The following is a 24,793-nucleotide window of genomic DNA, read 5'->3' on the forward strand; positions in this document are numbered from 1 at the left end:
TATACGATCACCAATATCTACTTAATTATAACTGTTGCATTAATTATTGGCATTCCGGTAGATTCATCAGGATCTCCAACAGTCCCATAAACCGTTACGATGTCACCTTCAGCATAAGCTGCTTCAGTAGTGTTGACTAGTTGCACTTCATACATCCCGACCCCATCGCCTTCTTCTGACGATATAGTGAACTGTTCAAATACAGAGTCATCAACTAACGCACTTACTTCGCCTTCAACAAAAACTTTTGTTCCAACTTCAGTTTCACCACTGTTTATTGCTACAAAGTCTGCTTCTACAGCTTCATTCATTAATTCCTCATTTAGTTCTTCTGGAGTTTCTTCATCTTCGTTACTCTCTTCATCTACATTAGTTGTATCGTTTTCTGATGAGTAATCACTTGAATCAGAACTTTCTTCACTCTCGGCAGATCCACAACCAACGACACTAACTAGTAACCCAGCAAGAACAAACAAAGGAAGCAGCTTTTTAGTTTTCATCCCATCGTCCCTTTTAGAGTATTTTGAAACTAATATCATTGTAATTCAATTGTCTTACATAAGTCAACCGTTTGTTTTACATTTAATTCATTTTCGATTATGTATCTATACAACTCATTTGGTTTTAAAACCATATCCTTATCAAACAATAATGTAGTTATAATTTCACTGCAGATGTATGCGTTTGGTGCATTCCAAGGGCGTTGAATTAAATAAGAGATGATCTGTCGATAGTCATACCAACGCCCCGTAAGACTTGCAGCATTACGAACAATCATGTCTTTCCTTATATCGCTCAAAGGTATCCTCACTACTTCATAATCATTAAATTCCATTGGCACTATCCGTACTCGTGTATTCCATTGAGACTCAATACAATGAGTATTAGAAATCATCAAAGCAACATGGGAAAACTCTCCCTGGTCAAACAGTCGCACTAGAAAAGAAACAGGTGATTTACCTCGAACGAAGATTATGTCTCCTATTTCCATATCTAATTTGTTCATTTTTCTTCAAAAGAACCTGACTTTTCAATAGTTTCTTGATGATAAGTACTTATATCAAATGCTCCTTCTTCATTCATCTCAGTCAATTTCTGGTTAGTTTTGTCCATCTGAGCATTAAGTTTTTTAAACATTTCCATCTTACGTTTGTTGCTTTCCTCGAGAGCTTCGATAGCCTTGTTGAATCGCTGTATTTCTATATCATAATAATCAGTCATACTTATTCCATCCTTTCTAATAAAATAAAAAGCCACTCTTAAGGGAGTGACTTAAAGTCCTAATAAATCTTTTTTCTTACTATTAAATTCTTCTGCAGTTATAATTCCGTCATCAAGTAGTTCTTTATACTTCCTTAACTCATCTGCATCACTAGACTGGCCAGATATTTGCCTTTGGGAGGAGTAGTATTCGTTCTGCAGCGATTCAATAAGTTGCTTTAATTCTTTAGCCTGATTTAATTCCTTTTTAGTAAATGTAATGGTGTTTTCATCTTTAACAGCGTCCATTACTCCACCCTTACTTTCTGATGCACCGCTGTAAGCAAATTGAATATATCCAGTAGTAACTTTAGGCTCTTTTAGTTGTATTGCTGAAATTTCCCTAATGGGTATATTCTTTTCACCTTTGGAACCTTGCACGAAAAAGTTTTGCATTCCCTTTCGAGTCCAACGTAAATACCCATTCTCTACAGTCACAAAGAATTTGCCGTTTGATTTAAAAACAAATTCAGGCATAATTTTTTAACCCCCTTTTATCTAATTATTCACTACAATATTTCGACACACAGTTTTTTTCTCCTTCTTTTAAACCAGTATTAAATCAGGTGCTTTTATACGTCTCTTACCATCTTTAAGAAATAAATTAGAATTTATTGTCCTTAAAGTTTTAGTCAACTACCATACCTCTTCGTAGAGTTTAGGCCATATTCATCAGTTTATTACTCATCTAGTTCCCTTCCAGGTCGATTAATTTTTCTATCAACCGAATGTAATTGGTTATTAACAAGATCTAAAACTTGATCATGACGGTCTATTTCTTCATCCAAAGATTCGACTTGATCCCTTAATTCGTCAAGAGTCTTTTTCTGCTTTTCAATTATTTCTTTGTACTTCCTTTTCTCTTCAGTTCGAAGCTCACTAAAATATAGAAGATAAAAAGTAATTCCTAGTGTCATTAAAAATAAATAATTTGCTGTTATTTCTAATTTACCTTCAGGGATATTGTTTAATAAATTTACATTGGGCAATACTATGATGGCAAAAAAAGCGCCTAGATAATTAAATTCTATAAACCATTCAAACCACTTAGCCTTTCTCTCTGATAATGCCCCTAATTCAAATCTTATTTTTGTAAAATCTGCAGTAGCAAGAAAGAAAGAAGAGACGGTTAGTCCTAATAGCAATTGAACATCTAAGTTGACAAAGCCTAGAATATACAGACTCGCATAAAGGATAAATACAAAACCGATAGTATAAGAGAATTTATTCGTCATATTACCACCTCTATCTAATCATCTTCGACAGAAAGTGATATAATCCTTCTCTTGGAATTTTAAAAAGCACCCACACAAAATGTGCAAGTGCCTTAAAACTCTAACCTTAGTAATAAACAATATCGTCAGTTGCATCCACATTCGATGAAGTCTCTTCTAACAACTTCCTAGTGGTAATTAAACTATAGATATTATCTATTTTCCTGTAAAATTCCTCTAAATGATTCTCATTAGTATCTTGTTCGTTATTAAAGTAGAAAACGTTATTTGGAACTTCGACCTTCAAAGTTTGCCTATCAGATTTTTGATAGTCTAATTCAAGCACAATCGATTTGATCTCTTGGTAATTATAATTACTAATCCAAAACATGTTTCTCTTCTCATCAATCGAAACGTGAGTTAATGAGCTATCATTAAACAAAAACATTTCTAAGAGTTCATTAGTAAAAATATTCTTAGGATAAAAAACCTTGGGCTCTCCAATTTTAAGCTTTTTCAACTTTAAAATTGCTTGATGGTAAACTGCTGTTGGTTTACCTTTTAATGAAGAGTAATTTTTCTGAAAGTCTCCAAGTGTTAATGCCATCATTTCACCCCCTTCAGCCTACTACTTCTAGACTAAAAAGAGAAATCCTGCTAGATTCTGTAAATTTCATGTATGCTATTCCTTGCCTTTGCATTCTTCAACTGCTTTACTTATCGCTTGTTGTCTAGTCTCTCCATACGTAAACGTTCTAAATTGATTTGCCGAGTCTGCTCTAAAACAAGAAATTTCATAACCTTCTCCTACTTGCCAAATGTCATACATGAAGACCCCATCCTCGGTTCGATAAACTTCACGCTCTGGTTTTATATACACCTTATATCCCTCCTTCCATCTATCGTATACATTACTCTTTCGAGGGAACTAAGAGAAAAACCTGCAAAAATATGTAAAATTTTAATTTTATTTGACCTAAGTTTATATTATGTATTAAATTAAACCATTTGTTAAACGCTTGTGTGACTTACCTTTCAGTAAATAATAAACAGTATTATAATGCTTCTCATAGGCTTCGCTCATTGCAAGCACAAACGAGGAAAACTTAAATCCTTTAGTATCTCTAAATTCTATAAATTGCTCTAAGATCTCACAAACTTCATCATCTCTAAGTCGCTTAAATTTTCCTAACTTACCACGTACATTAGGATCATACTGATCTTCATATTGTTGTTTGCGTGTGCATAGCGACATTTTATAAAAGCTATCGGGATTCTCCCCAAACTTATCGTCGTGATTTATTTCCAATCCCTGATTGAGCCACCAATTACATTTAACTCCCATACCTGCACTCATAATTAAACTATGTACTGAATAAGGAGAAGATTTACCATTAACTTTGAGTGTAGTATAGCGATATCCAAAACGATTCGCTTTTTGTTTTAGGTAGCGATTACTCTTAACGCTCCAAATTAATCCCTTGTCTAAATCTGCTAAATACTCCTTACTAAAATCCAACTCCGGAATTGGTACTAAAACTGTTTCTTCTTTCATCTAAAACATCCTTCTATAATTTTTTGGTAATGTACAATCGCTTATACATTCCATTCGACTTCATCCACTATTCGGTAATATTAAAATGGACTCCAGATAGCTAACCTGAAGCCCGCACACTACCAAAAAGGACTTAAGGATGAGAAAAGCCCAATGCAACACATAAAAAGATACCCTGCCAATAAGACAGGGCTATATAAGGAGAAAATATTAATATTCCCAACGCTTCTCACCGTTGGATAATTCGCTGTAAAATTTAATTTATCTCTTGCAATTCCATTGACTATCCTTTAATATAGAATTAAGCAATAAATAATCAGGAGAAGTTTGTGATTTTTTAAGTAAAAATAATAAAAAAGAGAAGAGAACGCACCTACTGGTCTTTTAGACTTTCAATGGGCGAAATCAAAGACTAGTCTTCGCACTACATTCTCCCTCTATATTGGAAACTTCACAAACCCCTATAAATCAACCTATATGGCTATTTTTGCGAACTTTTTTCAGTAAATATTGACAAAAACGTCTCTCTATGAGTTGTGTAAAGCATATTCATCATTTTACTAGCAATCTTACTCTTATTATTCAACACATTCTTAATTATGTAATACATGGTGTCCTCATTAATCTTCTTCTTTTCTATGTAAAACTGACAATACTTTACTACATTGTCCATCGCTTCAAACTGTTCAGTTTCATTAGAATACTTTTTAGCCTTAATACTATTTACTTGTCTGACCATTTTACCAACTCGGTCAAGGATATCGTTATGTTGTTTTTTATTTACATTACGTTTTGGGTATGTATTCATTAATTTCATTATGTCAATGTTATCAAGTGGTTCTGATCGTTCAATATTATCCAGTATGTTATGTAAGTAGTCCATTGATGTCTTATAAGCTGTTACCCTATCTTTAATAGTTTTACTTTGCTTAACTGTTTTAAAAAATAAAGGTTTCAACGGCTTCAAATCTGTCGTCTCTTCCATGTATTCGATCTCATCACCAATATTGAGGTCATATAGTTTTTTAGCCATATCTATTGAGATCTCTGAAAGAATGGTGAATATTTCTGTTTTCTTTAACAACTCCTCTAATACTTCATCGTCTTCTCCATTTGTCTTTCCATCCCAATACAAACTAAGGATCTCTTGAGCCAGATTAACAACTGTACCAATGTTATCTGTAGACTCACCTAAAACATGATCGATTTCAGATTTATCTAGCATATTCAATTTATAATTCTTCTTCTGACTTTTTACGTTGTTGATTGACACCGGATATTTGCCATCCATCTCTTTTGCTCGCTGTAGAAGGATTTCAGAATCGAATAAGCAAACGACATCTCCGTCTTGGTCAGCTCCCGATAAAATATCTAAAACAGGAAATCCAATAACGTTAATAGCTACAACGTTACTTCCTAAATTGAAATACTTGTCAATTTTATCACTTTTAACATTATCAGTTATTAACACATTCGATGGGCTAGTATGTGGATTTCTGAAACCAACGTACTCTTTACCAAAAGGAAATAATTCAGTATGTATTTGATTACCTTTTAATGGTTGCTGATCTTCTTTTATGTTATGAATATCAAACTTGCGAATACTATGTAAAAGCATTTCATAGCAATTACCGATTAAAACACAGTAGTCACCGGGTATTCTTAGCTTACCCCTCTTAATGTGGTTTTTAAATCTATTCTTTTCAGCTTTTCGGAAATCACGAAACATTTTAGTTTGTACGAAGTCGGAGTTATGTCGGTACAAATCAATTAACATTTCGTTCATGTTCACTTCATTAATGCCTTTATACAGATGCTCAATATATTCATCATCATTAGATAAATTTCTTATGTATTTCACATCAAACTCTGATAGTTTTTCAACATCTTCCTCTGTAAGTTGCATTGAATTTATCATCTGATAACTGGTTTGTTGAACAAACTGCCCATCATCGTTTGTTCCTCTACTTGTTTTTGATTCAGATTTACAAACACCGAATACATTACCTTCAGTTTCTACAAACTGTCTCCAATAGTCCCACATCTGTCTTTCTTTATTGCCCCCTGAGAATAAGTGGCTGAATTTCAGAAACTTAGCAGACGAAGGAGTAGTGATCATGTCTACATCCTTAGCTTTAATTGGCTGATTAAACATGTTCTTAATTTCCCATTCGTCAAAAGAAGTATCCTCTGGACAATTAGCTTCCATAAAATCAGTTATGTTTGTAGAAAAGCTAGCTGTTTTAAACATGTGGTTTCTAAGTTGCAGCATATGTTCATCTACTTTAAAAAATTTACTATGTAATAAGCTTTGACCGTCAAATAAACTATTGGTTATTTCGGCATTTTCATCTAATATACAGTCCAGGAATCCATTTTTACCTTTTTGGACTACATTAGCCTTCCAGTTAAATGTACTTTCTACATCATCCACAATCAAGATTTTGTTTGGGTCAATGTTAAGTGTCTTTTCAATACTAGATCCAACCAAGCTCTCATATGCCATTAAAGAAGCTAAGTCAACATTAAAATTCTTGTGAAAAGGAAGTTCCATTCTCGACCACTTAATCATCTTGCTATAAAGTGATTTTTTGATAAACAAGCACTCGCCTTTTCTAGATTTTGAAGAGCTTCGTTTGTACATTTTGTATTCAGTTTTTTTACCTTTATCATCCGTTATGGTAAACCCTTTATCGTAGAGTTTCTCTCTTAACTCTTTATTCTTAACTTCCTTCCATTCCGGATACCTTTTTGGGTCACTAAATTCGTTTTCCTTAAACTCTTCAAGGCTTCGCTTGTATTGTTTTTTATTCTGAATGCGTTCTTGAATCTTTTCTTTCTGTTTACTACCTATTTGCTTATCATTAATTTTCGAATTGAGCTCTCTGATTTCCTTTTCAATATCTTTTATCTTCCTCATAACACCTTTTTGAACTTCTCCCCAACCTTCAACTTTCTGATTGAAACGGACATTTATTAAGTCGTTACTCATCAATTTTTCGCTAGTTTTATTGGGAATCGTTTTCAATTTCATTTTATGTAGTTTCATTAGTTCTAAGCTATAAGGTATCATACCCACATGCTCAAGTTTCAGGTTTTGACCTCTTTTCTCATGTCCATACAGAGCAGCGCCTTCTACGCTTGGAATATATACAGATTGTTTTTTGCTCATTACATTACCCCTTTTTATTAGTAGTTTTTAAAATTTGTATGCTAAATCTGAATGATCGTAGTCCATCTTATCTTCATCGTTCCATTCTCCGTTTTCATCTGGACGGTACAACTCTATTTCATCTAATTCCATAATGGATGTAGAGTGAACGCCCCAAACCATACCATCAGGAGACATAGAATCCATAGTTCCATACTGATAATAAATACGGCTTGGGACAGTTTTCTTGTTCCATGCTTTGTGTGAAATCAATTTGTCATTTACAAGCAAAACTACATCATTTGTATTTTCGATGATTTCACCTGCAGCAACCTTGTTTCTCTCTTCATTCTTTGCTTCAACACTTTCTTTGGCTTTTTCCATATATGGTTTATCTACTGACTTCTTGAACCAATCACCCTTAGAACTCTTCATGATCCGTTTACGTTTCTTGTCACACTCTGCTTTAAAATCTTTGTTACTGATATTTTTTATGTAAATTATGTAATCATTTTCATCTAAGTTATTGTTGTTCAGCCAATTACCAGTATCGAAATAATACTCATCGTTAGAGTTAAAATCAGGCTCACTAGAGCGGTTTTCTTCTGCTACTGGCGTTTCCTTGTCGAAAGGCTCAACGCTGTACTGGTTGCTATCCTTTTTCTTCTGACCTGCTCTTACTTCCTTATCTGTGTAATTGCCAGCCTTACAATAAATGACCTCTCTATCAACAGCATCATTAACCTTCCTCTCAGCAGTCTTAGTTGACATGTCTAAGATGTTTCCCCAACGCTCATAAGAACAAGTAAACGATCCTGCTTTCTTCCACCTGGAAACAATAAAAGTTATGTATAAATCGGTTTTACCTGTCTTACCTTCAACTGAATCAAAATAATCGTATGTAATTTGCTCATGACCTAAAACCTTATCTTCCTTTAAACCTTCGACAAATGTTACCTTGAAAAAGTTTGCACTTGAAACTTCTCGATCAATATTGATTACGGCTTTTTCTTGCAGCGACATTAGATATGTAGAAACACGTTGTCTTCCTTCTCTTGCTCTACTGTGGAAAGGACTGTTACAATAATTTCTGACATACTCTTCAATACCGTTAACGTTTACGTATGTTTCACCTTTGTAATTTGATAACCTTCTTAACACTGAATACAAATACAACTCTTCCACTGACAAGTGGTACTGACTTTTTTCCTCACCTAATACGTTATACAATTTAATGAACATTCTTCGATTCTCCATCCTTTTAAAATTAATAACCAACAAACAACAACAAACAATGTCAAAGTTGGTTTTGACCTTGACCTTTTCTCTTATCTTTTGACCTTCAAAGTGAAACTAAACACCTGACCTATATGTATTGTCTATGTGTATATATAGTCTATCTGTATACGTAGTAATTTCATGTACAATCTGTACACGTTTTTTCAAAATACGAGAAATTTTATGTACAATCCGTACAAGATTTTTCAAAAAAGTATGTACAATCTGTACACGTTTTTTTCGGAAACTATTGCTCACCGTAATTATCCAATGCCTTTTGGAGTTTAGAACTCTTTGCGTATAAGCTGAAAGTATGCCCACTCTTAGGATTAACTGCGACTGTTAGAGGGACAATTTTTGAATGGTGATATATCCAATCAGCCAACTTTCGACTATAGCAGTAGAACAGGTCTTCATTAGTAATCGTTTTATTAGTATCCATTTTTAATTATCGTCTCCCTTTCTTCATCTTTTTCTAATGAATCGCTTTCTAATAAAGCATTGAAAAGTATCTTGTAAACGTGGTGAATCTTCCTTTGCATCTCTTCTGGTGGTCCGTCCTCTTTTCTAATTATGGTGTGAAATGTATATTCCTTTCTTTTTCCCATCTTTTCACCTCCCTTCAATATTCCCAATAAAATGTCCATTTTAATCGATTACAAAAATTTCACTCTTAGCCTTGCATTAGATAATGAATCATATTATAATGAAGTCAGTTCTTGAAATGGCGTATAACATTTATTATCACGTCAAAATGAATTACGCTTTAGAGTATTCACCTTTTTATTGACCGAAAATAAGAGTTAATATTAAATTTTCAAGGTCCGAAACAGTAAAATTATGTAAGAAAAGAAAGGCAGTCCTGTAGCTACAGACTACCTCTTTTTAGTATAGCACAAATTATGTGGTTTGTGTGTATTTTCGTGTGTAAAAAATTTATTTTTTGACTATTAATAGGATCTTCACCTAAGAACTTCCAATTAATCGTCTCTTTCTACTTCGAATTCAGTGTTCGTATGAATATAGTCCATTAACATCTCAATCATTTTATCACGAACAGTGTATTCAGAATCTTCTACTATGTTAACTTCACATTCCGACATATCAATTTTTCTTTTCATTGTATCCCCCCTGATATTCTCTCTTTATCAATATAACACACCAATCCAAAAAAAGAGGTCTCTGAGCCATTCTAGAGTTTATGTATGCCTTAGTACTCCAAAGCATATAGAATGGATATAGGAAAGGCTCAGGTAGCCTTGTAAATATTTCTTAGACTAATCCTTCAAATAGTCTGTTCATTGAAAGTGAATCGGAAACTTTAATTTCAGGTCTTTCAAGCTCTCTTAGAAGGCTTTCCGCAGAGTGGTTAGGGTTAAGACTTATTATGTCGTAAAGTCTCACTGCTCCCTTCTCCACTAGGCTCATGCCTACATCTCGTCTGATTTTTTGCTGTAATAAAACCTCGATAGCATTAATGTTAAAATTTTGGATAAATGATTGCTTACTCACCATGTTCTGTGTCTGCTTGAACATTTTAAATTTGTTAATGGATACTGGAATGTTTTCTCCAAGGAAATCTTGAACGAATAATTTAATGTCCTCTACAGATTGAATGGTGTAGTTAAGTACAGATACATGATGTTCAAAAACTAATCCTAGACTCTCAATAAGTATTTCCTTCTCTTGATCCAGACTTAATCCTTCTACTCCACCAAATTCAGGCACTACAGTAAATGTTTGATTTTTCATCTTCATTTCTCCCTTATTCTTTTTTTTGGTTAATACATAGTATTATTATTAAAAACACTATTGGTTACTTTTTTGTAACAGGAAGTTTATTTTTGTAAACTTTTTTCTAGTTAATCTAAATATATACTAGCTTGGAAAATAATACAACCCCTTTTTATGAAAAAAAGTTTATTTTTTTAAACTTTACGTTTTAAGACAAGTTTCGATAGGGTATAATAGGTGACGAGAGGTGAATTTTATATGGCAATTAAAAGAAAACCAACTTCAATCATGCCTTGTTATAAGCCGTTTGAGCACACTCTTATCAATAAGGGAATCAAGAAGCAAACCCTTCGAGACGAATTAGGCATATCCGGGGCTACTTTTAGTAAAATGAAGAGAAATGAAAGCTTAAACATAGACACAATTGGTCTTATTTATGAGTACTTAGAATGTGAAAGCATTGAAGAAATTGTCCGGTTTGTGCCAATTGAGCCTGAAGAAAGCCCCTCCAAATAGGAAGGGCTTTTATTTTGCCTATATATCCAAGAAATTCATAGGTGAATGTTTCTGATATTTTTTACCGATTTCTTCCTCTGTGAAGTCCACATAGGCTTTTTGAGTTACTTCTGCGCTGCTATGACCTAATATCCTACTCAGCGTTGACCAATCCCCACCATTTAACAAATAATACTTAGCAAAGTTATTACGAAGTTGGTGTGGATGAACACTTACTCCTGCTTTATCTCCAACCTTTTTTAATGCACGTTCAAAATTACGAACATCTTGCTTTGTACCTCGTGTTGTTGGAAACACGTAAGGACTGTCTGAATACCGATCACGATATTTCATCCACCTTTTCAGCTCTACATTCATCTTCCTTGAAAAGTAAACATACCTCTCTTTATTGTTCTTGGGATTCCTAATTAGAATAGAATTATATTGAAAATCAATATCCTCTGGAAGCAGTTCGCATGATTCTCCTGCTCTAATACCCGTATCTAGAATTAATCTACATTGGAGCCATGCCCTATAATTGTGAAAAGTTGTAACGTCAAAGTGCTTAAAAAATCTTCTTAGTTCATCAGGAGTCAATAATTTCTTTTGCTTTCTTGATGGTTTAATTGCTGGAATATTATCTACGGGATTCCTCATTATCTCCTTTTCGTTATAAAGGAAATTGAAAAACACTTTAATATTTCTCAAATAATTAGAAATCGTTGTATCAGATATAGTTTTCCCTAAATCACTTCTTCGATCAGGGTAATTCTTGGTCATTGAAGATTCATTTGAAACCACAGAATACTTACCACGTTCCCTCAAATTTTTAATGTACTGCCTAATGTGAGCAGAACTTACTTTTTCTACAGAGCTAATATCATGTTCTTGCTGTAAGTAAATCTGGAACAGTCTGAGTGATTGTTCGTAACTGGCTAGTGTTTTTCGACTCAAATTTTTCGAGTCACAGTAAAGTAAAAAATTGTCTAGTTGAAATTCAAAATTATCCATAAAAATAGCCTCCACTCCACCAATATCACTCGATGAATAGAAGGCAATAAACTAAAATATTGGTTGGCTATAAAGAATAAGTTTATCGGTACACACAGAAGTTTATTGGTAAACTGTGTATGGCTTTATTCCTTATAAAGACCGTCAAATCAACATTAAGACGCTTTGTGCTCTAATCTTAAGCGGTCAGCTACCATCGCTATAAATTCGCTGTTTGTCGGTTTTGCTTTTGTAGAGGAGATTGTATAGCCAAATAAAGATGAAATTGCTTCAATATTTCCTCGGTTCCACGCCACTTCTATGGCATGACGGATAGCTCGTTCTACCCTCGAAGCCGTAGTATTATACTTAGCTGCAATATCTGGGTAAAGGACTTTTGTAATGGATCCAAGCAGGTCAATATCTGTGTAAACCATGGTGATGGCTTCTCTTAAATATAAATAGCCTTTAATGTGAGCAGGAACCCCTACTTCATGAATAATATGAGTTATACTTGTATCCAAATCAGGCTTCTTAGACTTTGTATAACTGCTGCCCATGGCCCGGTTAATTGGATCACCTACATGTTTGATCTGTCTCACCTGCTCACCTAAATGATCTAAATCAAACGGTTTCATCATAAAGTATGCCGCGCCCAATTCAACAGCTTTCTTCGTTACCTCTTCTTGTCCAAAAGCAGTAAGCATGATTACCTCAGGTGATTGGTCTCTACCTTTGAGTTCCTGTAAAACAGCCAGTCCATCAACATGAGGCATAATAATGTCCAGAATAAGTACATCCGGCTTTTTTTCCTTTAACATTTCCAAGCAGTCCCTGCCATTGAACGCCGTACCAATTACTTCAATATCTTTAGCATCTGAGAAATAATCCTCCAGAAGTCTTACTAACTCACGGTTATCATCAGCTAAACACACTTGAATTTTATCCATTTGCCCTTCCTCCTTACAAGATAATCCTGACTCTTATATAACAAATTCGACATCAGGAATAGTAACCCTCTTTATTATAGCAAATTTATTTACAAAAAATAAGGTTATCTTGAAAATGCTCCTATTTGCTCTTATATTCTATGTATTTCGATATATTTCTACATTATAAGTCGAATATTGTCGAATGAATATAAAAAGAGAGCCCTTTCTTAGAGCTCCCTTTATATCAGCTTGCTTTATCATGTTCCTGTTCTTGTTCATAAATATTTACTCCTGCTTCCTTCAGCATCCATTCTATATGAACACCATAACCTGAGGTGGGATCATTAACAAATACGTGGGTCACAGCACCGATTATTTTATCATTTTGAATGATTGGGCTGCCACTCATTCCCTGAACAATTCCTCCTGTTTTATCTAATAACTCCGGATCAGTTATTTTAACAATCATTCCTTTTGTAACAGGAGAATCCTTTGGCATATTTCGTATGATCTCAACATCAAAAGACTGTAATTTATCTCCGTTTAAGACGGTGAGTATCTCAGCTGGACCTTCTTCAATTTCATCATCTAAAGCAATGGGTAAGCCCTCTTTATATTTTTCATTTTTTAAAGGGTTCTCCAATTCTCCAAATACTCCAAAAGAACTGTTCTTTGTTATCGTACCCATACGATCATCCGTCAAGGAAAATTCAGCTTTCTTTTCACCCGGAACTCCTTGATTTCCTTTTTGTATAGAAGTTACGCGTGAATTAACGATGGTTCCTTCATGAATTTCAATTGGCTTTTTTGTATCCATATCTGCAATCACATGGCCAAGAGCTCCATATTTTTTTGAATCTGGGTCATAGAAAGTCATCGTTCCAATTCCAGCGGCTGAATCTCGGACGTACAATCCAATTTGGTACTGATCCTCTGATTTATTTATTTGTGGTTTAATTGACGTTTTAAATGTTTCTTCTCCACGTTTTACGTCAAATTTTACTTCCTCATTTTTTTCTCCGGCTTCTTTCACGATACCAGAAAGATCTTCCATATGATTTAATTCTTTACCATTTCCTTTTAAAAGAATATCTCCTACTTGAATGTCTCCATTCTCTCCCGGTGATGTCTGTCTTTCTTTATCTTCACTAACAAGGTGGTGACCAACTACAAGTACACCTTTTGTTTGTAATTCTACCCCTACCGACTGTCCTCCAGGAACTAAACGAATATCCTTAAGACGCTTCATATCTGTTTTTTTAACAGGAATTCCAGCGTATTCGTGGAATATAGCGTCCGATGTGTTCATTTTATCCATTGATAAGGCAGGGACTGACGAATCTTCATCTGTTTGTGCATTTGCCGTCTGCGATGAAGTCAGATTAATCTCGGTTGGAATTGATATATACTCTTGAAGTGGGCTTAATAAAGGGATAACAAGCATCATCAACAGGAGCATGGAGCCTAGAATATATTTCATCCTTTGTTTCTTATCCAAGGTCTACCACTCCTTTTTACTCCTGAACCAAACAAATGGCTTACTTATAATGTGGGCCTGAAACCACTTTTTTAAACGAGCATAATCACAGAAAATATAGGATGGTTTCCCTTGGCTTGAAACATTCACCAAAAGAAAAAACGCATGAGCTGTTTCATGCGTTCTGCTTATGTTTATTAGCTAAGGATAACAATTCTTTTGCGTGTTCTACAGTTGTTTCAGTCAATTCCGCACCTGTAATCATGCGGGAGATTTCATCAGCTTTATCCCGGTCTGTCAGTTCTTTTACAATGGTTGAAGTCCGTTCATTAACAACCTGCTTTTCTATCCTTATGTGGGTATCAGACATCGCAGCGACTTGTGGCAGATGTGAAATACAAAGCACCTGTGATCCTCGAGAAATTCCATATATCTTTTCGGCGATGGCCTGAGCTACCCTGCCGCTCACCCCTGTATCCACTTCATCAAAAATCACACTCGTCACTCCCTGATGCTGTGAGAAGATCCGCTTTAATGCAAGCATAATTCGTGACAACTCGCCACCTGAAGCGGTCTTATGTATTTCTTTTAAAGGTTCTCCAGGATTTGTAGAAATTAAAAAAGAAATATTATCCATACCTTTAGAATGCAATTTTACAGGTTTCCCGTTTATTTCCGGATCCGTTGCTGACCCTTCTTTCACAGAAAAACCTACATCAAATGCAGCCTTTTCTAAATAAAGGTCTTTTAGCTCCTCAAGAATCGATTCAATTAACTGCTCTGCAGCTTCTTTACGTATATCGTGTAAATGCTTGGCCTCTAATACTGCATCCTCACCACATTCAACAATTTGTGATTCCAATTTGGATAGATGAGAATCCTTGTTCTTAATTTCATCAATTTCTTCTTCAATCCGCGAGATGTATTCCATCATATCTTCAACGGTTTGTCCATATTTTTTCTTTAAACGACTTAATTCGTTCAAACGAGCCTCTATAAAATCTAAACGATCAGGATCGTATTCAAGTTCAGACATTTGAGCACTCAACTGAAAACTAAGCTCTTCAATAATATAGTAGGAGTTAGTCATTTCCTCAGAGAGTTTTCTTACTTGCTCATCGTAACCCGCCGCACTTTCTAGTGAAGACATTGCGTGACTCAGCCAGTCCAAACCTTTTTGCTCCCCGTACAATGCATTGTAAGCATCATGGATTCCCTGATAAAGCTTCTCATAATTCATAAGCTTTTGTCTTTCCTCAGTCAATTGCTCATCTTCGAGAGGTGACAACTCTGCTTCCTGAAGCTCTCTAAATTGAAATTCAAGCAAGTCAAGCCTTTGGGCCATCTCTTGTTCATTTTCACTTAACTCTTTATAACGTTTCTTTAATGTACTTAGATGGTTATACAGCCTGCGGTAGTCCTTTAAAGTACGCTCCAGCTTATTCCTCGCATAAAGATCTAATAGTTCTATATGGCGGTCTGGGTCCATCAATGATTGAGTTTCATGCTGGCTGTGAATATCAATTAATGAGCGTCCAAACTCTTTGAGAATACCTAACGTCACCAGTTTTCCGTTCACTCGGCAAATGCTCTTACCCTGGTTCGTAATCGTACGTTGGAGCACCACCATGCCTTCTTCACCAATGTCCACTCCGAAAAGATCACCCTTCTCATAAACAGGATGATTTTTTTCGATGGTAAACAAACCTTCAATTTCAGCTTTCTCGGTTCCGTGACGGACAAATTCAACCGATCCACGGGAACCTGATAATTGTTGAATCGCATCGATGATAATCGATTTTCCAGCTCCTGTTTCACCTGTTAATACCGTTAACCCCTCTTTAAATTGAATGGATACTTGATCAATAATGGCAAAATCTTTAATTGACAATTCCGTTAACATGAAGGGATCACCTCAATTTATAGCATATTTAACAGCTGGTCACTAATGTCTTCAGTCTGCTCTTGGCTTCTGCAAATAATTAAGCAAGTGTCATCTCCGCAAATGGTACCCATAATTTCTTCCCACTCCAGGTTATCAATTAAAGCACCGACCGCATTAGCATTTCCAGGTAAGGTTTTTAAGATAATAAAATGACCTGCACGATCAATGCTGACGAAGGCATCCATCATCAGGCGTTTTAGCTTTTCCAAAGGATTAAATCGCTGATCTGCCGGCAGACTGTACTTATAACGTCCATCCATCATCGGAACTTTCACCAGGTGCAGTTCTTTAATATCTCTGGACACAGTGGCCTGTGTTACGTTATATCCCATGCCTTTTAACCGATCCACTAATTCATCCTGTGTTTCAATGTCATCATTAGTAATTAATTCACGAATCTTTATGTGACGCTGGCCTTTATTCATAATCACCCTCCCAATTTCTCCTTAATAAAAGAGGCTGCTTATGAGCCTCTTTATTAATTATTATCATCTTTGGTGAACCGCATGTGCTTCATTAATGACAAGTTTAATATCATTAGAAGTCACTGCCTGTTCCTTTGTTTCATCTGTTTGGAAGTGAGCCAGAAACTCAATGTTTCCATCTCCTCCGGTTATCGGAGAAAAGGTTACGGCTTGAGCTTTAAAACCATATTCAGAAGCAAAAGATAAAATTGTCCGAACGACGTTAAAATGCACATCCGGGTCTCTTACAATCCCTCTCTTGCCAACTTGTTCTCTTCCTGCCTCAAATTGAGGTTTAATTAAGGCCACAATATCACTTTTATCTTTCAGTAATGTACGGAGGACAGGAAGGATGATTTTTAAAGAAATAAAGGAAACATCAATAGAAGCAAATTCTGGTTTCCCATATTTTAAATCCTCTGGGGTAACGTAACGAAAATTTGTCCTCTCCATTACGATCACCCGTTCATGATTCCTTAGTTTCCAATCTAATTGATTATAACCAACATCCACCGCATAACTTAACGCCACACCGTTTTGCAAAGCACAATCTGTAAATCCACCCGTAGAAGAACCTACATCAATCATGACTTTATCCTGAAGGTTAAGATCAAAATTCTTTAAAGCTTTTTCTAATTTAAGGCCTCCACGACTGACATACGGCAGGGGTCTGCCTTTTATGGTTATATCCGTATTCTCATCGACTTTAACCCCTGGTTTATCTAACCGGACCTGATCCTGAAAAACCTGTCCTGCCATAATCGTTCGTTTTGCCTTTTCTCTTGTCTCGATAAGACCTCGTTCAACGAGAAGCACATCTAACCTTACTTTTTTACCCATTATTTTAAGCCCTTTGCTGTTTAGTAAAAGTTATTCCTTTAATTTGACTGATTATATTTTCCTCTGTCAGACCGATCTCCTCCCAGAGCTTGCCGACGCTGCCATGTTCAATAAACCGGTCAGGTACACCTAGTCGTTTAATCCATGAATTATAGTTAAACTCTTCTTTGAACTCAAGCACACTTGAGCCAAAGCCTCCTTGTAAAACAGCTTCTTCTATTGTTAACACCGGAATGTTCTCTTTCATAATATCATGAAGCATAGATTCATCTAATGGCTTCATAAAACGAGCGTTTACCACTCGTACGGTTATCCCTTCTTTTCTTAACCGTTTACTGGCGCTAAGAGCAAGGGGGATGGTCGTGCCGAAAGTAAGAATAACTGCATCCTCACCTTCTTCGAGTACTTCCCAGCTTCCAATTGGAATGGTTTTTAACTCTTCGTCCATAGCCACACCAAGTCCATTTCCTCTTGGATAACGAACGGCGATTGGCCCGTCATTATATTGCACAGCCGTATGAACCATATGCTGCCCTTCATTCTCATCTTTAGGCATCATTAGGACGATGTTTGGAACAGAACGAAGGAAGGCAATATCAAAAACACCCTGGTGTGTTTCCCCATCTGCACCGACTAAACCTGCCCTGTCAATTCCAAACATAACATTTAAGTTCTGCCTGGCTACATCATGAATAACTTGATCATACCCCCGCTGCAGGAATGTGGAATAGATCGCCAGAAACGGCTTCATACCTTGTGAAGCCAGCCCCGCTGATAATGTGGTTGCATGCTGTTCTGCTATTCCTACGTCATAAAGCCGGTCAGGAAACTCTGCTTGAAATTTCTCAAGCTTCGAACCAAGAACCATTGCAGGCGTTACAGCTACAATCCTTTTATCATTACGTGCTTCTTTTCTAAGCGTATCACTAATAACTTCACTCCAGGCAGGCGGTCCATCTGCTGCTTTTATTTTTTCCCCTGACTCAATTTTATAAGGCCCAACTCCATGCCATTTGTCCTTCTGGTCAGACTCAGCTGGATGATAACCTTTACCTTTTTGAGTAATTACATGAATGATTACTGGACCTTCTGTCTTTTTTGCATAATTTAAATTTTCAAGTAAATCATGATAATCATGACCGTCTACAGGACCATAATATGTGAAACCAAGCTCTTCAAAGAACATTCCAGGCACCACAAAATACTTCATACTGTCTTTTAGACGTTCTGCAGCTTGTGCAAGTTTACCCCCAACCGCTGGAATTCGTTTTAGAAGCCATTCCAAATCATCTTTCGCACGGTTATATTTACCTGCACTGCGCATACGTCCTAAAGCGCTATGAAGAGCACCTACGTTTCTTGCTATTGACATTTCATTATCATTTAAGATAACGGTTACATTCTTTTTCTCATCACCAATGTGATTCAAGGCTTCAAGAGCCATTCCACCTGTTAAGGCTCCGTCTCCAATTATAGGGAGAATGGAGTGATTTTCACCATTTAAATCCCTGGCAATTGCCATACCCATAGCAGCCGATAATGAGGTTGAGCTATGTCCGGTTTCCCATATGTCATGTTCACTTTCATTTCTTTTTGGAAATCCGCATAACCCTTGATACTGCCGCAGAGTGTCAAATTTTTCAGCACGTCCGGTAAGAATCTTATGAATATAGGACTGATGCCCCACATCAAAAAGAAATCGATCTTTGGGACTTTCAAATACTTTGTGTAAAGCCAGCGTTAATTCAACAACACCGAGATTTGCTCCTAAGTGGCCTCCAGTGGAAGATAAGTTTTCAATTAGAAACTTTCTGACATCCATCGATAATTGATTTAATTGATCAATTGACATTCCCTTCAAGAAAGAAGGATCTTTAATCTTGTACAGATCCATAAATGGACCCCCTTATTAGTCATCGTGATTTTCTGGTGGATTTTGTAGTGGAAAGTATGTTTATTTTCAAATTCGATTCAATCCACGCAATCACTCTCGCAGCTGCAAAAATAATTTTTGTTGAGGAATGGATCGCAAAAAACTTGCCGACAGCCTTGCCGCCAACCGTTAGTGCTGCAACAATACTGGTCAATATTACCGACAGAGTGATTTGAACAGTTGATCCATCAGAGTGACCAAATACATTAGCCAGCTGTATAACTACTACGGCTGATGCCGTTCCACTCACTATACCAGATATATCCCCTATTACGTCGTTACAAAAACTTGCAAAGCGGTCAGCGTTTCTCACTATTACAATTGCTTCTTTCGCTCCAGGAATCTTCTCTGCAGCCATAGCATGGAATGGAGGCTCTGAAGCAGCTGTGGCAGCTATTCCTAGCATATCAAAAATAACACCAGTAAATACAATTAAAAGGACAATGATAAGACCTATTCCCCACACCACTCCGCTTAACACAGAAGAGGATATAATTGAAAAAATAGCCGCTAACACAAAAGTGATAACGGCAATACTAAAACTAAACTTTAGCGATTTTCTAAATTTATTGTCCATTTTCAACCTCAATATTCAAGAATAAGACTTATGTAGAAAGGAATGGTCGCAAATTGAGTAAAAATTACGGCTTAGGTCTAGTAGGTTTTCCCATTCGGATACCGAGTGTCACCACTCTGGCGGTTCCCCTTTAAACCCGAATCAACTCCGTTTCCGAAAGTTGGACTAGATTACCACTCAGTCCGTACTATAATTCCCAATTAACGTCCATAGAACAGCCTAGGGGATTTCCCCGACAGCCTTTAACCGTTCCTTAGCCTCTTTTGCAGTTCTGATTTCATATAGTTACCAGTTCAAATTTTAGTGGCCACCTAAAATCTTGAAAGGTCCATGACTATAATCCCCTCAAAACCACTCAAGGCAGGCTACGCTACCTATACAGAATCACTCCATATAAAAGTAGGTTCATACCCCATTTCATAAGAGTCTCCGGCTTAGAGACTCTCACAAGAATGGGCCTCCGCGGAAGCAGGGTCAACGCCCACATGCCTTTGTGGATCGCCCTGCGACCTTAACTCCCAGCACCGACCCAAGGCTGGGCGCCTCAAGCCGACACAAGGAACTTCATCGATGTGCCCTTTGGCGGATTTTTAGGCCCGCCTTCAGGAACGGAGGGCCGACTAGGATACTGCACCATTCCTTTTGTAAATCAAATATACCACAATCTTTAAACTTCCTCAATTATAAAACTTTGTGATACCCTTACCGGTCTCTTTGGCTTAAATATTTTATTAATTCAGATAAAATGGTGTTATTTACTCCTGCATGATCCAAAGATTTATAAGCAATTTCAGCATAGTAATTTTTTTGGTTAACCGCACCTTCCATTCCTAGAAGCTGGGGGTATGTACTTTTATGATTGCCTTCATCACTTCCAGTGGGTTTCCCAATCGTGTTTACATCCCCAACAACGTCCAGAATGTCATCTTGAATCTGGAACAGCAAACCGAGAGCATCAGCCATCCGGGTTAATTCAATCGTTTCATGATTATTTGCTTGTGCTAAAAATGCTCCCGCCATTATTGAAAATTTAAGTAGGGCACCCGTCTTGTACTTATGAATAGTTTCCAGCTTATCAAGAGGAATTGTTTGGTTCTCACTGTCCATATCCTGCATTTGACCATCGACCATTCCTTTAGGACCACTCGCTGCGGATAATTCCTTTATAAGGTACACTTTTTCTTCACTGGTTAACTCTTTGGATTCCGAAATAATTTGGAAACTTAAGGTTAAAAGTGCATCTCCAGCTAAAATAGCGGTGGCCTCATCAAACTGCTTATGGTTCGTAGGCTGTCCTCTTCTAACAGCATCATTATCCATTGCTGGCAAATCATCGTGAATTAACGAATAAGTATGGATCATTTCTAAAGCACATGCCACACTTATCCCCTTTTTAGTATCCTGTTTAAATGAATCTAATACTGCTAACAAGAGGATCGGCCGTATACGCTTCCCGCCAGCCTGAATGGAATACAGCATAGCGTCACGTAAACGTCCTTCGTTTGTATTATTGATTATATATTTCTCTAATTCAATGGTAATCTGTTGCTTATGTTTCTTAAGAAACACCATTAAACTATCCACTATTCTTCCTCCTGAACATCGAACGGCTCAAATTCCCCATGTTCATTTAGAATTTGCTGCATTTGCTTTTCCACTGTATTTAGTTTTTCATTGCAGATTTTAGAAAGCTTCATTCCATCCTGATAATACTGGATCGCTTTCTCTAAAGGAACTTCCCCTGTTTCAAGTTTTTCAACAAGTTCTTCAAGCTGATTCATTGCTTCTTCAAAACTTAGTTCGTTCTGCTCTGCATTCATTAATTCTCCTCCTCTTTCACACCGGTAATTTCACACCACAGCGTCCCATTCTTTACGTCTACCGTTATTTCATCCCCTCGTGTCACTTGATCTACACTTTTAATAACATGTCCTTTATTCGTATAAGGTATCGCATATCCTCGTTTCATGGTGTCTAAAGGATTTAGCAGAGTCAATTTTTCAAGTGTTGAACGAAATTGGTCTTTTTTCGTCCCCAGGCTGTACTGAAACTGGGTTTGTAATTGCTTCGTTACTTCTTGAAGCTGCTTTTGTTTTGCTTCTACCTCTGCCTGTGGGTGCTGCTGTTTGAGTCGGCTTCTTAAAAAGGTTAAGCGTTCATTCTGCTGTCGTGAAACAGATTTCAAATTAGAAGACATTCGTTCTATAAGTCGATCTAGTTCCTGTTCCTTTTGCTTCATTAATTGTTCAGGGTATTTAAAAGCATAGGATTTGGTTAACTGATGTAACCGCTTTTCAGCAGCAGACCGCTCAACCTCCATTGCTCTTTGCAGTCTTCTTCTTAACTGATCTACTCTTTCCTTTAATTCCAGTAAAGATGGGACTGATAGCTCTGCAGCTCCTGAAGGGGTTGCTGCCCTGATATCGGCAACGAAATCACTTATCGTTGTATCTGTCTCATGCCCTACGGCTGAAATAACAGGTATATTTGAGCGGGCAATTGCTCTTGCCACTTCTTCTTCATTAAATCCCCAGAGATCCTCTAATGAACCTCCTCCTCTACCTACAATTAATACATCACAATCCAGATTGTGATTTGCATAGTCAATGGCCTTTGAAACCGAGCTCGCTGCAGACCTCCCCTGCACAAGTACCGGAAGGATTGACACTTTAACAATGGGATATCTTCTTTTAAGCGTCGTTAATATATCACGGATTGCTGCACCTGTTGGTGAAGTCACCACCCCAATGTGCTTTGGATAGAGAGGGATCTCCTTTTTCCTTTCTGCGTTAAACAAGCCTTCTTTTTGGAGCTTTTCTTTTAACTGTTCAAACGCTAAGTAGAGAGCTCCAATGCCATCAGGCTGCATATCCTGAATATACAGTTGGTAGCTGCCCATCGGTTCATATACATTAATTTCACCACGGACTAAAACGTTCATACCGTTTTCGGGTCTGAACGCCAGTGAGCGATTATTTCCCGCGAACATAACTGCTTGAATTCTTGATTTTTCATCCTTTAAGGAAAGATACATGTGTCCCCTGCTGTGATGCTTGAAGTTTGAGATTTCTCCACGCAGCCAGACCTCCTTAAGATGAGGATCAAATGAAAGCTTCTTTTTTATATATTTAGTAAGAGCCGTAACAGTTAAATAACGATCATTCACTTGAATGTCCCCTTATTGTTTATGAATCCACTTCGCAGCTTTAATTGTATTATTAAGAAGCATAGTAATCGTCATTGGGCCAACCCCTTTAGGAACGGGCGTGATGTAGGAGGCTTTATCTAAGGCGGAATCGAAGTCCACGTCGCCTGTCAGCTTACCATCTACACGGTTCACCCCTACATCAATAACTACTGCACCCTCCTTAATGTCTTCTCCACTAATCATGTGAGGTTTACCTACCGCTACGATAAGAATGTCTGCTTGTTTAGTAAGTTCTTTCATGTTTCTCGTACGGGAGTGACAATAAGTTACAGTAGCGTTTTCGTTTAGCAACAGCTGACCTACAGGCTTGCCTACTAAATTACTGCGCCCCACGACTACTACATGACTTCCTTCAATTTTTATGTTTGCACGTTTTAACATTACAAGGATACCAAAGGGGGTACAAGGGTAGAAAGTATCCTGACCTGTCATTAGCTTACCAATATTAATCGGATGAAACCCATCTACATCTTTCTTAGGATCTATCGCTTCAATTACTTTCTGCTCATTAATCTGCTCTGGTAGAGGAAGTTGTACCAATATACCGTGTACTTCATCATCTAAATTAAGCTCATTAATTATATTTAACAGTTTTTGTTCAGGCGTATCGGCTGGAAGCTCCAATAAATCAGACTTCATACCAATATTGTCAGAGGCACGCTGTTTTCCTTTAACATAGGATTGGGAAGCTGGATCTTCCCCAACGATAATCACGACAAGCTTAGGGTAAATGCCTTCTGTACTTAAAGCAGCTACTTCCTCCTTCATTTCCTGCCTAATCTGGAGTGCTAATTCCTTACCGTAAATAATTTCTGCTGACATAAAATAATCTTCCTTCCTACCTTATCATTTTTGATAAAACACCGTTTATAAACTTACCAGACTGATCTTCCCCAAAAATCTTTGCCAACTCAACAGCTTCGTTAATTGCTACTTGAGAAGGGACGTCTTCGTTAAATTTAATTTCATATGCAGCCATTCGAAGTAGTGTTTTCTCAACACGCGCTAAACGGGCAAACGTCCAGTTTTCAAGATGGCTTTCAATCCAGGTATCAATTTGCTCTTTATTCTCAAGGACACCTAAGACCAATTGGGTCAGAAAATCGTCTGATTCTCCCTCATTAAGTACATGATCGATTGCTTCATGAGCACTAATCTCACTTGAATCCATTTGAAAAAGCGCTTGAAATGCTTTCTCTCTTGCTAATCGTCGTTTCATCTATACTTTTCTCCTTTAAAGTCATATCCGATAGAATCATAACATTTTCAATTGGTAAATGCTATTCACCATTAATAAAAGACCAGCCAGGATGAATCCCCTGCTGGCCTTTTATCATTACTCTTCTTCAGTAGCCGCTTCTTCCCTTGCTTCCATTTGCACACCTACGACATGAACATTAATTTCTTTAATTTCAAGAGCTGTCATATTTTTTAACGCCTGACGGGTGTTATCCTGAATTTGTTGAGCTGTCTCCGGTATTGAAATGCCGTAATCCATAACAACATAAGCATCAATTAGGATTCCTTCTTCATCCAGTTCAACTTTGACCCCTTTTCCATGGCTCTTTTTACCAAGACGTTCGACAACACCGGTAGCAAAATTCCCTCTCATTGCTGCTACACCTGACACTTCAGAAACAGCTATTCCGGCTATTACTTCTATCACTTCTGGAGCAATCTCTACATTACCAAGAGTTGAGCCTTCTGTAACGTTTAACAATTGTCTTTCGTCCACTTGTG

General features: G+C 36.9%; 28 protein-coding genes. 1 reads left to right on the forward strand and 27 read right to left on the reverse strand.

All coding sequences use genetic code 11. The features are described 5' to 3' along the window. Positions 1-17: 17 nt before the first annotated feature. The 13 genes from C1A12_RS12640 to C1A12_RS12695 all read right to left on the reverse strand — a co-directional run bounded on the left by C1A12_RS12640 (position 18) and on the right by C1A12_RS12695 (position 10,210). The gene (locus tag C1A12_RS12640; protein ID WP_101844225.1) at positions 18-500 is read right to left on the reverse strand and encodes a hypothetical protein; all 483 of its coding nucleotides are present in this window, start codon (positions 498-500) and stop codon (positions 18-20) included. 35 nt (positions 501-535) lie between these two features. After that, complete coding sequence (locus tag C1A12_RS12645) at positions 536-1,006, reverse strand: hypothetical protein (protein ID WP_101844226.1); 471 nt, start codon at positions 1,004-1,006, stop codon at positions 536-538. Beyond that, positions 1,003-1,221, reverse strand: coding sequence for a hypothetical protein (locus C1A12_RS12650; protein WP_101844227.1), 219 nt, complete (start codon positions 1,219-1,221; stop codon positions 1,003-1,005). The genes C1A12_RS12645 and C1A12_RS12650 overlap by 4 nt, the downstream gene beginning before the upstream one ends. A gap of 51 nt (positions 1,222-1,272) precedes the next feature. Beyond that, the gene (locus C1A12_RS12655; protein WP_101844912.1) at positions 1,273-1,737 is read right to left on the reverse strand and encodes a DUF4429 domain-containing protein; all 465 of its coding nucleotides are present in this window, start codon (positions 1,735-1,737) and stop codon (positions 1,273-1,275) included. Between the two features lie 203 nt (positions 1,738-1,940). Next, complete coding sequence (locus tag C1A12_RS12660; protein ID WP_101844228.1) at positions 1,941-2,495, reverse strand: SNARE domain-containing protein; 555 nt, start codon at positions 2,493-2,495, stop codon at positions 1,941-1,943. Positions 2,496-2,601: 106 nt separating this feature from the next. Continuing rightward, positions 2,602-3,081, reverse strand: coding sequence for a hypothetical protein (locus C1A12_RS12665; RefSeq protein WP_101844229.1), 480 nt, complete (start codon positions 3,079-3,081; stop codon positions 2,602-2,604). Between the two features lie 75 nt (positions 3,082-3,156). Then, positions 3,157-3,354: a hypothetical protein gene (locus C1A12_RS12670; RefSeq protein WP_101844230.1), complete on the reverse strand. Its 198-nt coding sequence runs from the start codon at positions 3,352-3,354 to the stop codon at positions 3,157-3,159. 114 nt (positions 3,355-3,468) lie between these two features. Next, the gene (locus C1A12_RS12675) at positions 3,469-4,029 is read right to left on the reverse strand and encodes a hypothetical protein (protein WP_101844231.1); all 561 of its coding nucleotides are present in this window, start codon (positions 4,027-4,029) and stop codon (positions 3,469-3,471) included. Between the two features lie 481 nt (positions 4,030-4,510). Next, complete coding sequence (locus tag C1A12_RS12680; RefSeq protein WP_101844232.1) at positions 4,511-7,201, reverse strand: hypothetical protein; 2,691 nt, start codon at positions 7,199-7,201, stop codon at positions 4,511-4,513. 27 nt (positions 7,202-7,228) lie between these two features. Beyond that, the gene (locus tag C1A12_RS12685) at positions 7,229-8,422 is read right to left on the reverse strand and encodes a hypothetical protein (protein ID WP_101844233.1); all 1,194 of its coding nucleotides are present in this window, start codon (positions 8,420-8,422) and stop codon (positions 7,229-7,231) included. A 467-nt stretch (positions 8,423-8,889) separates the two neighbouring features. Next, the gene (locus tag C1A12_RS21115; RefSeq protein ID WP_159462189.1) at positions 8,890-9,066 is read right to left on the reverse strand and encodes a hypothetical protein; all 177 of its coding nucleotides are present in this window, start codon (positions 9,064-9,066) and stop codon (positions 8,890-8,892) included. A gap of 372 nt (positions 9,067-9,438) precedes the next feature. Continuing rightward, positions 9,439-9,579 carry a hypothetical protein gene (locus C1A12_RS21120; protein WP_159462190.1) on the reverse strand — a complete coding sequence of 47 codons (141 nt, stop codon included), beginning with the start codon at positions 9,577-9,579 and terminating at the stop codon, positions 9,439-9,441. A gap of 151 nt (positions 9,580-9,730) precedes the next feature. Beyond that, entirely contained in the window at positions 9,731-10,210 is a 480-nt protein-coding gene (locus tag C1A12_RS12695; RefSeq protein ID WP_101844235.1) for a hypothetical protein, read from the reverse strand. Between the two features lie 240 nt (positions 10,211-10,450). On the opposite strand from C1A12_RS12695, the gene C1A12_RS12700 reads away from it, so the two are divergent. Then, complete coding sequence (locus C1A12_RS12700; RefSeq protein WP_101844236.1) at positions 10,451-10,708, forward strand: helix-turn-helix transcriptional regulator; 258 nt, start codon at positions 10,451-10,453, stop codon at positions 10,706-10,708. 18 nt (positions 10,709-10,726) lie between these two features. Here C1A12_RS12700 and C1A12_RS12705 read toward each other — a convergent pair whose 3' ends face one another. The 14 genes from C1A12_RS12705 to C1A12_RS12770 all read right to left on the reverse strand — a co-directional run bounded on the left by C1A12_RS12705 (position 10,727) and on the right by C1A12_RS12770 (position 24,788). Further along, on the reverse strand, positions 10,727-11,698 hold the full coding sequence (locus tag C1A12_RS12705; protein ID WP_101844237.1) for a tyrosine-type recombinase/integrase: 972 nt from the start codon (positions 11,696-11,698) through the stop codon (positions 10,727-10,729). A 155-nt stretch (positions 11,699-11,853) separates the two neighbouring features. Next, positions 11,854-12,627 carry a sporulation transcription factor Spo0A gene (gene spo0A / locus C1A12_RS12710; RefSeq protein ID WP_101844238.1) on the reverse strand — a complete coding sequence of 258 codons (774 nt, stop codon included), beginning with the start codon at positions 12,625-12,627 and terminating at the stop codon, positions 11,854-11,856. A 226-nt stretch (positions 12,628-12,853) separates the two neighbouring features. Further along, positions 12,854-14,107, reverse strand: coding sequence for a SpoIVB peptidase (gene spoIVB, locus C1A12_RS12715; protein ID WP_306417006.1), 1,254 nt, complete (start codon positions 14,105-14,107; stop codon positions 12,854-12,856). Between the two features lie 154 nt (positions 14,108-14,261). Further along, a complete protein-coding gene (gene recN, locus C1A12_RS12720) occupies positions 14,262-15,989 on the reverse strand; it encodes a DNA repair protein RecN (RefSeq protein WP_101844239.1) in 1,728 nt (575 codons plus the stop codon). Positions 15,990-16,006: 17 nt separating this feature from the next. Then, a complete protein-coding gene (ahrC, locus tag C1A12_RS12725; protein ID WP_101844240.1) occupies positions 16,007-16,456 on the reverse strand; it encodes a transcriptional regulator AhrC/ArgR in 450 nt (149 codons plus the stop codon). A 63-nt stretch (positions 16,457-16,519) separates the two neighbouring features. After that, positions 16,520-17,338 (reverse strand): TlyA family RNA methyltransferase, encoded by an 819-nt coding sequence (locus C1A12_RS12730; protein WP_101844241.1) that lies wholly within the window; start codon positions 17,336-17,338, stop codon positions 16,520-16,522. Between the two features lies 1 nt (position 17,339). Beyond that, positions 17,340-19,229, reverse strand: coding sequence for a 1-deoxy-D-xylulose-5-phosphate synthase (gene dxs, locus C1A12_RS12735; RefSeq protein ID WP_101844242.1), 1,890 nt, complete (start codon positions 19,227-19,229; stop codon positions 17,340-17,342). A gap of 19 nt (positions 19,230-19,248) precedes the next feature. Then, positions 19,249-19,845 (reverse strand): hypothetical protein, encoded by a 597-nt coding sequence (locus tag C1A12_RS12740; protein ID WP_101844243.1) that lies wholly within the window; start codon positions 19,843-19,845, stop codon positions 19,249-19,251. A gap of 702 nt (positions 19,846-20,547) precedes the next feature. Continuing rightward, positions 20,548-21,432, reverse strand: coding sequence for a polyprenyl synthetase family protein (locus tag C1A12_RS12745; RefSeq protein WP_235001619.1), 885 nt, complete (start codon positions 21,430-21,432; stop codon positions 20,548-20,550). Further along, entirely contained in the window at positions 21,429-21,665 is a 237-nt protein-coding gene (locus tag C1A12_RS12750) for an exodeoxyribonuclease VII small subunit (RefSeq protein ID WP_101844244.1), read from the reverse strand. The genes C1A12_RS12745 and C1A12_RS12750 overlap by 4 nt, the downstream gene beginning before the upstream one ends. Then, the gene (xseA, locus tag C1A12_RS12755) at positions 21,665-23,011 is read right to left on the reverse strand and encodes an exodeoxyribonuclease VII large subunit (protein WP_101844245.1); all 1,347 of its coding nucleotides are present in this window, start codon (positions 23,009-23,011) and stop codon (positions 21,665-21,667) included. The genes C1A12_RS12750 and xseA overlap by 1 nt, the downstream gene beginning before the upstream one ends. 12 nt (positions 23,012-23,023) lie before the next feature. Next, positions 23,024-23,875, reverse strand: a complete 852-nt coding sequence (gene folD / locus C1A12_RS12760) for a bifunctional methylenetetrahydrofolate dehydrogenase/methenyltetrahydrofolate cyclohydrolase FolD (RefSeq protein ID WP_101844246.1) — start codon at positions 23,873-23,875, stop codon at positions 23,024-23,026. A 16-nt stretch (positions 23,876-23,891) separates the two neighbouring features. Then, positions 23,892-24,272 (reverse strand): transcription antitermination factor NusB, encoded by a 381-nt coding sequence (gene nusB, locus C1A12_RS12765; protein ID WP_101844247.1) that lies wholly within the window; start codon positions 24,270-24,272, stop codon positions 23,892-23,894. Positions 24,273-24,389: 117 nt separating this feature from the next. Then, the gene (locus tag C1A12_RS12770) at positions 24,390-24,788 is read right to left on the reverse strand and encodes an Asp23/Gls24 family envelope stress response protein (protein WP_101844248.1); all 399 of its coding nucleotides are present in this window, start codon (positions 24,786-24,788) and stop codon (positions 24,390-24,392) included. Positions 24,789-24,793: the final 5 nt, after the last annotated feature.

This window comes from Halobacillus sp. Marseille-P3879, assembly GCF_900240285.1.
Classification (GTDB): Bacteria; Bacillota; Bacilli; order Bacillales; family Halobacillaceae; genus Halobacillus_A.